The sequence below is a fragment of the Cyanobium sp. Cruz CV13-4-11 genome, assembly GCF_024346055.1.
GTDB lineage: Bacteria > Cyanobacteriota > Cyanobacteriia > PCC-6307 > Cyanobiaceae > Cyanobium.
Genome location: NZ_JAGQCH010000020.1, coordinates 1 through 11,934, shown reverse-complemented (window position 1 = coordinate 11,934; position 11,934 = coordinate 1). Strand labels below are relative to the sequence as shown.

The window sequence follows — 11,934 nt, the reverse complement described above, 5'->3', positions numbered from 1 at the left end:
CACGTCCGCCAGCGAATCCGCGTGATCGACGCCCCCTCGCCCCTGATCCCCGACTGGCTGCCTGCCGACCTGGCGGGCCCGTCGGGGTCACGGCCCCACCCCGTGAGCAACCTCTGGCAGGGGCCACTTCCCTGGAATGGCATGGTCGCTCCGAGCCCCTCCGCCGCTCCCGGGGTGCTGCCCACAGTGGTGGAGCAGTCCGGCCGCGGCGACCGGGCCTTCGACATCTATTCCCGGCTGCTGCGGGAGCGGATCATCTTTCTGGGCACCGGCATCGACGATCAGGTGGCCGATTCCCTGGTGGCCCAGCTGCTGTTCCTGGAAGCCGAGGATCCCGAGAAGGACATCCAGATTTACATCAACTCCCCGGGCGGTTCGGTCACCTCCGGCCTGGCGATCTACGACACCATGCAGCAGGTGGCCCCGGATGTGGTGACCATCTGTTACGGCCTTGCCGCCAGCATGGGGGCCTTCCTGCTCACCGGCGGGGCTCCCGGCAAGCGGATGGCCCTGCCCAATGCCCGGATCATGATCCACCAGCCCCTCGGGGGTGCCCAGGGCCAGGCGGTGGACATCGAGATCCAGGCCCGCGAGATCCTGTTCCTCAAGGACACGCTCAACGGACTGATGGCCGAGCACACCGGCCAGCCGCTCGACAAGATCGCTGAAGATACCGACCGCGACTACTTCCTTTCCCCGGCGGAAGCGGTTGAATACGGACTCATCGACCGGGTGGTCGATGACGCCCCAGCCCCTGCCGTCCCCTAGGACGTCGCCCCACCACAGCCTCCTCCTGGGCGACCACCGCCGCTCCCGCTGCCTCCTCGCCGATGGCCAAGTTCGACGCCCACCTGAAGTGCTCCTTCTGCGGCAAGTCCCAGGAACAGGTGCGCAAGCTGATCGCCGGGCCGGGCGTCTACATCTGCGACGAATGCATTGATCTCTGCAACGAGATCCTCGATGAGGAACTCGTTGAACACCACGGGCCCGGGCCCCAGGGCAGGCCCGCCGCCGATGGTGGCCGCAAGGCCCCGGCGAAGAAATCGGCCAAACCCGCCCCAACCCTGGCCACCATCCCCAGGCCCCAGGAGATCAAGACCTTCCTCGACCAGCAGGTCGTGGGCCAGGAAGAGGCCAAGAAGGTGCTGGCCGTGGCCGTCTACAACCACTACAAACGCCTGGCCTGGCAAGGGGACGGCAAGGGGGAAACCGACCAGACCGCCACCCGGCTGCACAAGTCGAACATCCTGCTGATCGGGCCGACGGGGTGCGGCAAGACGCTCCTGGCCCAGTCCCTGGCGGAGATGCTCGACGTGCCCTTCGCCGTGGCCGATGCCACCACCCTCACCGAAGCCGGCTATGTGGGCGAAGACGTGGAGAATATCCTGCTGCGCCTGCTCCAGAAGGCCGACCTCGACGTCGAACAGGCCCAGCGCGGCATCATCTACATCGACGAGATCGACAAGATCGCCCGCAAGAGCGAAAACCCCTCGATCACCCGCGATGTCTCCGGAGAGGGGGTGCAGCAGGCCCTGCTCAAGATGCTGGAGGGCACCGTCGCCAACGTGCCCCCCCAGGGCGGCCGCAAGCACCCCTACCAGGACTGCATTCAGATCGACACCAGCCAGGTGCTGTTCATCTGCGGTGGCGCCTTCGTGGGTCTGGACGACCTGGTCCAGAAGCGGATGGGCCGCAACGCCATCGGCTTCCTGCCCGCCGACGGCCGCAGCCGGGTGCGAACCGGCAAGGACAAGCAGTCGAGTGAAGTGATGCGCCACCTCGAACCGGAGGATCTGGTCCGCTATGGCCTGATTCCCGAGTTCATCGGCCGGTTGCCGGTGAGCGCGGTGCTCGAACCCCTCGACACCAGCGCCCTGGAGGCGATCCTCACCGAACCGCGCGACGCCCTGGTCAAGCAGTTCCAGACCCTGCTGAGCATGGACAACGTGCGGCTTGAGTTCGAACCGGGCGCCGTCGAGGCCATCGCCGCCGAAGCCCACCGCCGCAAGACCGGCGCCCGGGCCCTGCGGGGCATCGTCGAGGAACTGATGCTCGACGTCATGTACGACCTGCCCTCCCGCCGCGATGTGCAGACCTTCACCATCACCCGGGAGCTGGTGGAGCAACGCAGCAAGGCCAAGGTGCTGCCGATCAGTGCCGCCGCCGACCTCGACGGCCACCGGGGGGAACAGGCCACGGCCTGAGCTGCCCCCTGCAGGCGCCCCGGAGCGGCCATCCGTACCCGGCGCCATCGCGTAGCAGCACCACGGCGGCGCGAAGCTGAAGATTCTGTTGTTGCCACGCCTTGGCCCTCGCCGACCACCTGCAGGCCCCCCGCCAGCACGGCCTGTTCAACCACCACGGCATCGACCTGGGCGACGGCACGGTGGCCCACTACCTGGAAGGGCGCGCCATCCTGCGCAGTCCGCTCGAAGAGTTCAGCCGCAGCCAGCCGATCACGGTGGTGGCGTACCCGGAGGAGGAGGTCTCAGCGCCGGGGGTCACCGTGCGGCGGGCGATGGGCCGCCTGGGCGAGCAGAACTACAACCTGCTGTTCAACAACTGCGAGCACTTCGCCCACTGGTGCAAGACCGGCCGCCACCGCAGCTCCCAGGTGGAGGACTGGCTTCACACCGGCAGCCTCGGCGCCCTGGCCTTCGGCCAGTTCGTGCCGGCGGCCCTGCTCACCGGTGTGCGAATGCTGCTGCGCCAGAGCATCACCCTGGAGCCGGACCATATCGAGAAGGGAAAGGATCTGGCCCTGAAGACCCTCGAGCAGCTCGATGGTCTGCGCGCCAAGCTGCAGGGCAAGCTGGAGGAGGAACTGGCCAAGGCCGAACTGCGCTGGGGCAGCAACGAGCAACCGAGTGATCAGTTCGTGCAGCTGCGCCTCGCCGCCCAGAAGCTGGCGGACCAGCTCAGCCAGGTGGAGGAGCTGGAGGCCCGGCTGGAGGGGATGCTGAAGGGCAAGGAGGGCGCCGGCCCAACACCCAACCTGCCGGGGTTGAGCCAGGTGCGGCTGCAGGGTCCCGAGCTCTGACATCCTCTGCAAGCCGGCAAGGCGCGGGCGACAGCCCATGCGGCCGAATCCTTCTCCCAACCCGATCCTTAACAGCATGAGCACGTCGCCCAGCAGGCACCCACCACCCCCCTGTTCGAGGGCGACGACAGGCTGTTCCGCCAGGAGCTCGCCGCTTGCAGCGTCTATGGCGAATACGGCAGCGGCAGCTCCACGATCTGGGTGGCCCACCACAGCAAGGCCCGCATCCTGGCCGTGGATTCCTCACCCGCTTGGATCGCGAAGGTGCGCGAGGCCACGGCCGACCAGGCCGAACGGATCACGATCGAAGCGATCGATCTCGGCGAACTCGGCGACTGGGGCTATCCCACCACCTACCGCCACCGCCACCGCCACCGCTTCGGCGACTACGTGCACTCCCCCTGGCGGCACGGCTCGGTGAAACCCAATCTGGTGCTGATCGATGGCCGCTTCCGGGTGGCCTGCTTCCTGCACTCCCAGCTGGCCGCCGAAACCGGCACCCCCATCCTGTTCGACGACTACACCAACCGCCCCCCCTAACACCTGGTGGAGGAGTTCTGCCCGATCGAGCAGAGCGAAGGCCGCCAGGTGCTTTTCCGGGTGCAGGCGGAGCTGAATCGGGAGGTGATCGGGCGGGAGTTGGAGGGGTTTTTGTTGGTGAGGGATTGAGGGGCAGGAGGGGCAGGCGTCGACGATGGCGGCCTGCCTAGCGGATCTGGAGGCGTTTTGAGCAGGCGAAATGCAGGTAAACCGCATGCACCGGATCGTTCCACACACAGGTTTTCGGATGGCAATCCTTCAGATCCGCGATCTTCCTGATCCTCTGCACCAGATGCTGCAACTCAGGGCCCGCCAGAACCATCGCAGCCTTAGCCAGCAGGCGCTTAGTGATCTGCAGCAGGCTTGTGGCGGCGATGGCCGCGAGCGTCGCCGGCAGGCCATCGTCGATCTTCAGGCCCTTGCCCTTGCGGCGGGCACCCCTGTCTTCGATCCAAGCCCTGAAGAGCTGATCCGTGAGGACCGTGCGCGCTGAGATGATGAGCAGCCAGGAACCCCAGCCCGAACAAGCCGCTGAGCCTCCTGCCGCCATCGAGGCTCCACTTGCACCAGGCCCCGCACGGGCTGCAGCCCCAACCCCAAGCCACAGCTACCTTTTCGCCAGCCAGGGTTGCTGCTCTTGAACACTGACCGCTGGTACTACCGCGTCTTCCAGAGCGCCCCCGACCTGATTCGCGCGCTTCTACCCGGCTCAGCCGCCGCGGCTACCGCATTCAGCCTCGATCCTGCCGCTCCCGGGGATCGGCTCTATCGCTTTGAGGCCCTCGAAATCAAAGAGCTGAGCCACCGCCTCGACGGCGTGCTCTGGCCGAGGGAAAGCACCGGCTGCGCCGAAACCGGCAGCCCTGAATTCCCCGTGGTGCTGCTGGAGGTGCAGATGCACCCGGATTCAGGTTTCCACCACCGGCTGGCAGCGCAGACCTACCGCTTTCTGCAGCGACACCCGCAGGTCGTGCACCTGGAGGTGGTGGTGATCACGCGGCACCAGCGGCACACGCTGGGGCCAGTCCAGCCGCCGCGACATCTGCGGATGTTTTTGGAAGAGGTGCGCTCCATCAGCCTGGAGGCCCTGAGCCAGCAGGCGGATCTCGACCCGCTGCTCAACCTGCTCACTCTGCCAGTGCGACCTGAGAGCGAGCTGCCGGCTTGCTGTCAGCAGATCCTCGCCAGCCGCCCGGATCTGGACACGGTTGTGCTGCCTATGCTGGTTCAACGGTTTCCCCAACTCAGTGAGGCAGAAATCATGGTGATCGTCGGTATCCCCCGAGAAGAAATCCGCCACACCCGCGCCGTGCAGGACTGGCTGGCCGAGGGTCGCCAGGAGGGCCGCCAAGAGGGCCGCCTTGAGGGCGAAGCAGCGGTCACCCTCCGCCAACTCAACCGCCGCTGCGGCCACCTCACTGGCGCCACCACCGCCCAGATCCAGGCCTTACCAGGGGATAAGTTGGAAGCCCTGGCCGACGCCCTGCTCGACTTCCAGGGCCCGGCCGACCTGAGCAGCTGGCTGGCAGCCAACGCCTGAGCCCCACCACACCACATCGGGTACCGCCAATGCCTCTAAAGCGAACAATGGCCTGAGGCAACACGACTGACTTGGACCTGAGCCGCCAATAGCTCCAGCCCGAACGAGCCGCTCAGCCTCCTGCCGCCAACCGTGTCATCTCACCGGTCGCGGTGGTGAGCGCCGCTCCCGCCCGCAGCAAGGAGACGATCGCCGTTGATCCTTATGCCAGCCGATTTGCTCTCAGCGGACCCCTGCGACGTTGTGGGCGCCTGAAGGGCATGGGGCTGCCGAATCGCTACCGCCTGTTCTTCCGGCCGTTTGAAGCAGAAGGGGGATGCAGATGTTATCCAGCGATGAGCTGAAGGAAGACAATCAGGAGCGCCGCACCATGCTGGATCTACAGATGCCGACCTTCATCCGTGGTGATGAAGACGAAGACGCGGAAGAACTCTTCTACCTGCCCCCGCAGCCCACCACTCCTGCATGTCCGACCCCTCACTCCAATGGATCGCCTGCACGATTTCAGCCTGAACACAATCAGGCGCACCCTGCAGCGTTGCCGCAGGTTCGCCCACAGCCACCGCGCTGCCGGCCAGAGGCTGCGGGCCTGAATCAACCGGCCGTAGCACCCCACCCGGGTACCGGCCCATCCTGTTTTTCGATGGCATACTGAGATCAGTCCAATAGGAGCTGCATGCCATCACTGAGCCTTCGAGGGCTGTCGGATCAGGTCTATGAGGGCTTGCGGCAGCTCGCCATCCGCAACCACCGCAGCATGCAAGAGCAGGTGAGGCTCCTGATTGAGCGGGAGGTGCGTTACTCCCAGGTGGGTGCTGTAGAGCGGGCCCGGCAATGGCGCTCAGTCCTTGCCGGGCGCAATTTTTCTGATCTAGCTGACGACATTCAGGGCGTCCGCAACCGCTGAAGCGCTTGATCAAGCCCTGGTCCTGTCGGTGAGTGTGTATGACGCAAGTTACCTTGCTCTCGCGCTAAAGCATGGTGCTCGGTTGATCACTGCAGCCAAGCAACTCGCCAAGGCAGCCGCGTTGCTTGGCTGTCTGGCAGAGCCAAGATTGATTGGCTGATTGCATCGGCCATCCCTGCCGCCGAAGCAAAGAATCCCTCAAGCTGTGTCCATGACCGATCCCGCCGCCCTACGCCGAGAGGGCCGCATCGGCCGCATTCATTCAATCTGGTGGGAGGGAGTTTGCTCCTTCCGATGGCGGCGATGGCCACGAGCGTCGCCGGCAGGCCCTCGCCGATCTTCAGGCACATGCCATTGCGGCGGGCGCCACTGTCTTCGATCCAAGCCCTGAGGAGCTGATCCGTGAGGACCGTGCCCGCTGAGATGGCAGGGGGAGGCGCAGGAAAGTTGCCCCCCCCACGAGGCCAGCCTGCTCAACCTGGTGGTCGACAAGGCCCACCACCAACTGGGCTGGATCCCCCCGCTAGGGTTTCGCCACCACCGTGGAACGCACCGTGGGCTGGTACAGGCAGGTGCAGGAGGGGGCGAGTTTTGCCCTTGAATGGTGCGAGGCAGACTTGGCCCTCTACCAGAAGATTCCTACCCCATGAGTGTCACTGTGAAGCGCGTTGGCGAAGCCGTGGAGGTGCTGCAGGGCGCGAGCTCCCTGCCTGAGGGTGAGGAGATCGTGCTGTTCACTGCCTCAGATCTGATCAATCTGGATCGCGAGCGCCGTGAGGAGGTGGATCTGCAGATGCCTTCCTTCCTGCGCGGCGCCGAGGACGAAGACGCAGAGGAACTGTTCCACCTATGAGTTCCCCCGCCTGGAGCGGTCAGTTCGTGGTGATCGACTGGCCGTTTACCGACCGCTCGAGCAGCAAGCGCCGGCCAGCTCTGGTGCTGCAGGAGCCAGATGCTCAGGGTGATCTCCGTGTTCTGAAGGTCACCAGCCGCGGCCCTTCCGAGTTGGCGGTTTCCGTTACGTCGGCCGATCTTTCAGAAGGCCAGCTCAAGACAACCTCTTATTTGCGTCTCGGGCACAGCCTGATGATCCATGAGTCGCTGTTGAGGCCTGTGGGGGTACGTCTGTCCACGCACAAGCTGGCGGAGGTGCACAGAGCCTTGGCCCTGGCCAACACACGCCAGTTTTCCAGGCTGCGCCATGGCTCCTTCCGCCCCGCCGCCGATCCGGCACGGACTTCGTGGCAGGAGGGCAGCACCATCCCTTATGCCGGACGGGTTTTCGGCGAAGAGGAGGTGGAGGCAGCGGTGTCCGCCACTCTCGATTTCTGGCTCACCCTCGGCTCCGAAGGTGCCGCCATGGAGAAGGAGCTGGCCGCCTTCCTGGGGGTGCGCCACAGCCTGTTGGTGAATTCCGGCTCCAGCGCCAACCTGGTGGCGATCTCGGCACTCACCTCGCCAAAGCTGCCGGAAGCCAAGCGGATCCGGCCCGGCGATGAGGTGATCACGGTGGCGGCAGGCTTCCCCACCACCGTGGCGCCGATCGTGCAGGTGGGCGCGGTGCCGATGTTCATGGATGACCAGGGACCGTGGTGCGCGGTTTCTGGTAGATCGTCCGTAAACCCATGCGCTGCATGAGGTTTCGCACTCGGTCACGGCTGATCGGGATCCCATCTATGGCCAGATAGTCCACCATCCGGCGGCTGCCGCTGCAGGGATATTTCAGGTAGAGAACATCGATTCTTGCCATGATCTGCAGTGTGTATTCCCGCACCGGTATGGGCCGGTAGTACAGCGTGGATCGAGCCAGACCCAGCAACACGCATTGGCGGCTGACGCTGAGATCAGGGTGGTCGTGATCGACCAGCTTGCGCAGGTTCACGGGCATCAGAGCAGCTGAGACTTTTTTTGAGCCACTCCAGCTCAATCTGGAGCCGGCCGATCTGCTGGAACAGCTCAGCCTCCTTGGCCTGCCCCGCGTCCTTGTCCTTAGTTTGCTTGCCCCTGATGAACAGCTCGCTGGCTCCATCGAGCAGCTGCCGCTTCCACTGGCTCACCTGGATTGGGTCGCACCGGAAGGTGCGCTGCATTGCGCAACCCCGATGGCATGGTCGGCGGCGATCTCCTGGATCGTCTTGCGGCCACTGATCGCCTCCATGGCGACCCTGGCCTTGAACACGGGACTGTGGGTGCGGCGCTTGCTCATCGGTGGGAGCCCCTTTCAGGGACGGTGCCCCGCCTCAGAGGTTAACGATGGGGGCTGTCCAGAAAAGCCAGACCACCTCGTGTAGTTGACACTGGGCACCAATCTTGTAAAATCATAATAGAATTGAAAAATCTACCAAAGCACTGCACGCAACTTGAAGCGGATTCCTCACCCGCTTGCATTGCGTAGGTGCGCAATGCAAAAATTCCACAATTTAAAACAGATCATGACCTTCATGAACACCGAGACTTCGTCGCCAGTCAATTTAGAAATGCTAATGCGATTTTGCACACGCTTTCGACATAACTTCACGGCCAAAAAAATCTCATTTCCTAGCCCTAGGTCTTAAAATGATTGCCAAAACAAACACCAAAAAGCAGTTAAAATTGATGCAACAAATATCATTCTACATAAAAGCATTAAGAGCGATGCCATTTTTTGTCAGGCTTGCATTTTTAAGCATAGGGAATGGGGATGATGGCTTTGATCGTTACGCCAGAAAATATGGCGGACTCCGCAACGCCAACAAACACCGCTTTTTACTCATAACAAGCTTAAGAGGACTGGGAATACTCAACTACAAAAACCCCGAAGACTCTGGCGAGCTAGGCTTTATTAAAACGCTGATGGAAGGCAATGACGCTGAAAACCACTTAATCATTGACGCCGGAGCAAATATAGGAAATTTTTCTTTATGGGCCCTTAGCTCTACAAAATATTCAAAAGTAATTTCATTTGAGCCAAATCCATCTGCGTGTGTTGAATGCCGAACCAACTTGCGCGATTACAGAGAACGATGGTCTTTGATTGAGAAGGCAGTCGGGAATGAATGCAAAGAAGCAGTTATCTGGGATTATGCCGAAGAATCCGGAAGCTCCCATGCAAGCTTATACAAAGAAGTTCTAGAAAACATCCACGGTGCTGATGCCAAAGCAATCAGAATCTACCAAACGACAATCGACACTGAACTAGCAAGCACTAACTCCGAAGTAACTTTAATTAAGATAGACATAGAAGGGCATGAATTAAGCGCGCTTCAAGGCTCAAGGGAAACAATCCGCAGACACAAGCCAAAAGCCATTCTCATTGAATTCAATGAAATGAATGCAGTCTCAGGCTCATCCTTTTACAATATATCTCGCGAGATTGGCCCTGATTATGAACCATTTCGCTTGCTGCCAGGCGGAGATCTTCTGCCACTCAAAAGCCTACCGATCGTGGAAACCGAAATTTATGCATTCCAGAATATAGCTTTTATGCGTCGTGAAACCTCGGTTTTACGGGATGCCTAAGCAGGACTAGACAAATCTCAACAAAGTGACTTAGTCATAAACTCATCAGATGCTCAAGCTTCTGGCAGGGTCCAAGATATCTGGCAACTAGAGACGAATAGCGCTCTAGAGCGGTGAACTTTTGTTGACATTTCATAAAAATCGCCTAAGATTACTGGGTCAAGCCAGGGGGCGCCATTGATGAGTAAAAATAATTTCGACACTCCAATATTAATTATCTTTTGGCGGCGAAGCACCAGCCTCAAGATAGTGCTGGACAGCTTACGCGTGATCGCACCAGTCCAAATATTTTTGGCATCTGATGGTCCAAGGGAAGGCAACAGCTTAGAAGCTGAGCAAGTTGCCCAAGCACGCTTATTAGCAGAACAAACAATCGATTGGCCATGCGAAATAACGAAGCGATACAGCGATAGCAACCAAGGCTGCAAGTACGGACCTGCCAACGCCATCACCTGGTTTTTCAGCCATGTGGAAGAGGGAATCATCCTTGAAGATGATTGCCTGCCGCACCCGAGCTTCTTTGGCTATTGCGAAAATTTACTTGAACGCTATAGAGATGATCAGCGCATTTGGCACATCAGCGGCAACAACTTTCTTGGCGATGAATCGCCGTCTGATTACAGCTACTTTTTTAGTAAGTTCACATTTATCTGGGGATGGGCTTCTTGGCGGCGCTGCTGGAATCAGTACGATCCAGAAATGCAAAGTTGGCCTCTAATGAAGAATGGTCATCTGCTGAAGGAAGTATTTGCATCTGAAGAAGAATGGAACTACTGGAGCAAACGCTGGGATGAGGTTTCTATTGATCACTCCGTGACGGCGTGGGCCTACCAATGGATGTATGCCTGCATTCTCAACGGCGGACTAGCAATCCTGCCCAAGTCTAATTTAGTTGAAAATATAGGCTTTGGAGAAGGAGGAGTGCATACACTTAATCAAGACTCACCGATGGCCAATATTCCCACTCAAGATATTGGCCAAGAAATCAAACATCCATCATACATTTTGCAAGATCGCCAAGCAGATCATAAATTATTTTCCAGAGTATACGCGGAATCCCAGACCCCCATCAGCATTCCAAGAAAATTCTGGCTCAAAACATATTTTACATTTATGGGCATTGCTCAGAGGGCAAGCCAAGGCATCTTTGGCTGATCATAAGATTAGGTCACATTAGTTCCAACTACACGCCAACGCAAAACGAACATGGGCTGAGCACTATTTAACACTTGTTGCTTGCGCGCGCAATGCGCTCAGTTATGCTCATTTGGCGCCAGCCTTAGCCGTCATTTGCAATTCACGACAACGGCTTGTCCCTATGAAAATGTGGTAGATTTATTCACAACTGCAAAACCCATTCTTAAATTGGAGCATGATTAGTTTGTATCTAAAAATTCGCAACAAATACGGCCCCAAGAAGGCTGTTCCACGCGTGGCGCCTGAACAATGCTGCATCATGGCTAATAATGCAAAAATATCAGCTGAGGGTTGCATTGAAAACCTCTCATCAAATCCTGAAGCCATCGATATTGGAAAAAACAGCTTTATTAAGGGCAAATTACTCGTCTACCGCCACGGCGGTAAAATCGTGATTGGCGACAACTGTTACTTAGGTCATCGCAGTGACATTTGGTCGATGGACTCCGTGATCATCGGAGACCGTGTGCTGATCAGCCATGACTGCCAAATCCACGATGGAACGGCCCACAGCTTGGATCCAGAGAAGAGAGCTGCCCATTACAAGGCGATTTTGGAAACAGGTCACCCGCAAACATGGGCGGATCTCCCCGGGGTTCGCAGCGCACCAGTGATTATTGAGGACGATGTATGGATCAGCGTAACCGTTCAGGGGTCGGGACGGCTCATTGCGAACTTCAGCCCTGCTGAACCCTTGACGGGAGCTTGATTCCCGGTTGCATCTCAGGCAGAGACCGCCTGTGATGAGCACCCCTCCTTCCGGGATACCAGAAGCGGATTGGCTGGCAACACCAGCCAGCGTCAGAACGCTGATCCTCGCTCAACAGCAAGAGATTCAGGCTCTCAGACAGGAGAACGATGAGCTCCGCAGCCAACTCACCGCCCTGGCCAGCGAACTGGCCAGCCTGCGGGAGCGGATCGGCCGCAGCTCGCGCAACTCCTCCAAACCGCCCTCCAGTGATGGGCCTGGCTTTAAACCACCCGTGCGGCGGAAGGGCAGTGGCCGCAAGCTCGGCGGCCAGCCGGGTCATCCTGGATCAGGGCCGGAGCTGCTGCCGATCGAGCGGGTGGATGAGGTGGTGGAACACCACCCGGAGGCCTGCCGCCGCTGCGGAACCCTGCTGCAGGGAGAGGATCCAGCGCCCGTGCGCCATCAGGTGATCGAGATCCCGCCGATCACGCCGCTGGTGATCGAGCACCGTCTGCATCGCC

Annotated in this window: 19 protein-coding genes; 16 read left to right on the top strand and 3 right to left on the bottom strand. The window is 59.9% G+C overall.

The annotated features are described in order from the left end of the window. The first annotated feature begins 141 nt into the window (after positions 1-141). From clpP to KBZ12_RS13875, 12 genes are all read left to right on the top strand, one after another. A complete protein-coding gene (gene clpP / locus KBZ12_RS13925) occupies positions 142-768 on the top strand; it encodes an ATP-dependent Clp endopeptidase proteolytic subunit ClpP (RefSeq protein ID WP_254958641.1) in 627 nt (208 codons plus the stop codon). A gap of 62 nt (positions 769-830) precedes the next feature. Further along, positions 831-2,204 (top strand): ATP-dependent protease ATP-binding subunit ClpX, encoded by a 1,374-nt coding sequence (clpX, locus tag KBZ12_RS13920; RefSeq protein WP_254958586.1) that lies wholly within the window; start codon positions 831-833, stop codon positions 2,202-2,204. A gap of 101 nt (positions 2,205-2,305) precedes the next feature. Then, positions 2,306-3,040: a lecithin retinol acyltransferase family protein gene (locus KBZ12_RS13915; protein ID WP_254958585.1), complete on the top strand. Its 735-nt coding sequence runs from the start codon at positions 2,306-2,308 to the stop codon at positions 3,038-3,040. Positions 3,041-3,241: 201 nt separating this feature from the next. Further along, positions 3,242-3,580 (top strand): hypothetical protein, encoded by a 339-nt coding sequence (locus KBZ12_RS13910; protein WP_254958584.1) that lies wholly within the window; start codon positions 3,242-3,244, stop codon positions 3,578-3,580. Between the two features lie 6 nt (positions 3,581-3,586). Further along, on the top strand, positions 3,587-3,709 hold the full coding sequence (locus KBZ12_RS13905; RefSeq protein ID WP_254958583.1) for a hypothetical protein: 123 nt from the start codon (positions 3,587-3,589) through the stop codon (positions 3,707-3,709). Between the two features lie 70 nt (positions 3,710-3,779). Continuing rightward, positions 3,780-4,073 (top strand): FitA-like ribbon-helix-helix domain-containing protein, encoded by a 294-nt coding sequence (locus KBZ12_RS18725; protein ID WP_396101262.1) that lies wholly within the window; start codon positions 3,780-3,782, stop codon positions 4,071-4,073. Positions 4,074-4,217: 144 nt separating this feature from the next. Beyond that, the gene (locus tag KBZ12_RS13895; RefSeq protein WP_254958580.1) at positions 4,218-5,120 is read left to right on the top strand and encodes a DUF2887 domain-containing protein; all 903 of its coding nucleotides are present in this window, start codon (positions 4,218-4,220) and stop codon (positions 5,118-5,120) included. 152 nt (positions 5,121-5,272) lie between these two features. Beyond that, positions 5,273-5,464, top strand: a complete 192-nt coding sequence (locus KBZ12_RS13890) for a type II toxin-antitoxin system YhaV family toxin (RefSeq protein ID WP_315859428.1) — start codon at positions 5,273-5,275, stop codon at positions 5,462-5,464. Beyond that, positions 5,437-5,775: a hypothetical protein gene (locus KBZ12_RS13885; RefSeq protein WP_254958644.1), complete on the top strand. Its 339-nt coding sequence runs from the start codon at positions 5,437-5,439 to the stop codon at positions 5,773-5,775. The genes KBZ12_RS13890 and KBZ12_RS13885 overlap by 28 nt, the downstream gene beginning before the upstream one ends. A gap of 21 nt (positions 5,776-5,796) precedes the next feature. Further along, on the top strand, positions 5,797-6,027 hold the full coding sequence (locus KBZ12_RS18720; protein ID WP_396101259.1) for a FitA-like ribbon-helix-helix domain-containing protein: 231 nt from the start codon (positions 5,797-5,799) through the stop codon (positions 6,025-6,027). Positions 6,028-6,673: 646 nt separating this feature from the next. Beyond that, positions 6,674-6,880 (top strand): hypothetical protein, encoded by a 207-nt coding sequence (locus tag KBZ12_RS13880; RefSeq protein WP_254958578.1) that lies wholly within the window; start codon positions 6,674-6,676, stop codon positions 6,878-6,880. Beyond that, positions 6,877-7,665 (top strand): DegT/DnrJ/EryC1/StrS family aminotransferase, encoded by a 789-nt coding sequence (locus KBZ12_RS13875; protein ID WP_254958576.1) that lies wholly within the window; start codon positions 6,877-6,879, stop codon positions 7,663-7,665. Before KBZ12_RS13880 ends, KBZ12_RS13875 begins: the two co-directional genes overlap by 4 nt. Here the strand turns inward: KBZ12_RS13875 and KBZ12_RS18550 are convergent. From KBZ12_RS18550 to KBZ12_RS13865, 3 genes are all read right to left on the bottom strand, one after another. After that, positions 7,598-7,777, bottom strand: coding sequence for an IS3 family transposase (locus tag KBZ12_RS18550; protein WP_315859429.1), 180 nt, complete (start codon positions 7,775-7,777; stop codon positions 7,598-7,600). The genes KBZ12_RS13875 and KBZ12_RS18550 overlap by 68 nt on opposite strands. 94 nt (positions 7,778-7,871) lie before the next feature. After that, entirely contained in the window at positions 7,872-8,084 is a 213-nt protein-coding gene (locus KBZ12_RS13870; protein ID WP_254958575.1) for a hypothetical protein, read from the bottom strand. Then, complete coding sequence (locus KBZ12_RS13865; protein ID WP_254958574.1) at positions 8,081-8,233, bottom strand: transposase; 153 nt, start codon at positions 8,231-8,233, stop codon at positions 8,081-8,083. The genes KBZ12_RS13870 and KBZ12_RS13865 overlap by 4 nt, the downstream gene beginning before the upstream one ends. A gap of 350 nt (positions 8,234-8,583) precedes the next feature. On the opposite strand from KBZ12_RS13865, the gene KBZ12_RS13860 reads away from it, so the two are divergent. The 4 genes from KBZ12_RS13860 to KBZ12_RS13845 form a co-directional block, all read left to right on the top strand. After that, positions 8,584-9,525: an FkbM family methyltransferase gene (locus KBZ12_RS13860; protein ID WP_254958573.1), complete on the top strand. Its 942-nt coding sequence runs from the start codon at positions 8,584-8,586 to the stop codon at positions 9,523-9,525. Between the two features lie 180 nt (positions 9,526-9,705). Then, positions 9,706-10,680, top strand: coding sequence for a hypothetical protein (locus KBZ12_RS13855; RefSeq protein ID WP_254958572.1), 975 nt, complete (start codon positions 9,706-9,708; stop codon positions 10,678-10,680). Between the two features lie 217 nt (positions 10,681-10,897). Then, complete coding sequence (locus KBZ12_RS13850; RefSeq protein WP_254958571.1) at positions 10,898-11,431, top strand: DapH/DapD/GlmU-related protein; 534 nt, start codon at positions 10,898-10,900, stop codon at positions 11,429-11,431. A 34-nt stretch (positions 11,432-11,465) separates the two neighbouring features. Further along, a partial coding sequence (locus KBZ12_RS13845; RefSeq protein ID WP_254958570.1) for a DUF6444 domain-containing protein occupies positions 11,466-11,934 on the top strand: 469 nt, incomplete at its 3' end.

Excerpts from the sequence above, each read along its gene's own strand:
- KBZ12_RS13875 (WP_254958576.1), top strand. The coding sequence starts at position 6,877 with ATGAGTTCCCCCGCCTGGAGCGGTCAGTTCGTGGTGATCGACTGGCCG.
- KBZ12_RS18725 (WP_396101262.1), top strand. The coding sequence starts at position 3,780 with ATGCAGGTAAACCGCATGCACCGGATCGTTCCACACACAGGTTTTCGG.
- clpX (WP_254958586.1), top strand. The coding sequence starts at position 831 with ATGGCCAAGTTCGACGCCCACCTGAAGTGCTCCTTCTGCGGCAAGTCC.
- KBZ12_RS13880 (WP_254958578.1), top strand. The coding sequence starts at position 6,674 with ATGAGTGTCACTGTGAAGCGCGTTGGCGAAGCCGTGGAGGTGCTGCAG.
- KBZ12_RS13850 (WP_254958571.1), top strand. The coding sequence starts at position 10,898 with ATGATTAGTTTGTATCTAAAAATTCGCAACAAATACGGCCCCAAGAAG.
- clpP (WP_254958641.1), top strand. The coding sequence starts at position 142 with ATGGTCGCTCCGAGCCCCTCCGCCGCTCCCGGGGTGCTGCCCACAGTG.
- KBZ12_RS13885 (WP_254958644.1), top strand. The coding sequence starts at position 5,437 with ATGCAGATGTTATCCAGCGATGAGCTGAAGGAAGACAATCAGGAGCGC.
- KBZ12_RS13865 (WP_254958574.1), bottom strand. The coding sequence starts at position 8,233 with ATGAGCAAGCGCCGCACCCACAGTCCCGTGTTCAAGGCCAGGGTCGCC.
- KBZ12_RS13860 (WP_254958573.1), top strand. The coding sequence starts at position 8,584 with ATGATTGCCAAAACAAACACCAAAAAGCAGTTAAAATTGATGCAACAA.
- KBZ12_RS13855 (WP_254958572.1), top strand. The coding sequence starts at position 9,706 with ATGAGTAAAAATAATTTCGACACTCCAATATTAATTATCTTTTGGCGG.
- KBZ12_RS18550 (WP_315859429.1), bottom strand. The coding sequence starts at position 7,777 with ATGGCAAGAATCGATGTTCTCTACCTGAAATATCCCTGCAGCGGCAGC.
- KBZ12_RS18720 (WP_396101259.1), top strand. The coding sequence starts at position 5,797 with ATGCCATCACTGAGCCTTCGAGGGCTGTCGGATCAGGTCTATGAGGGC.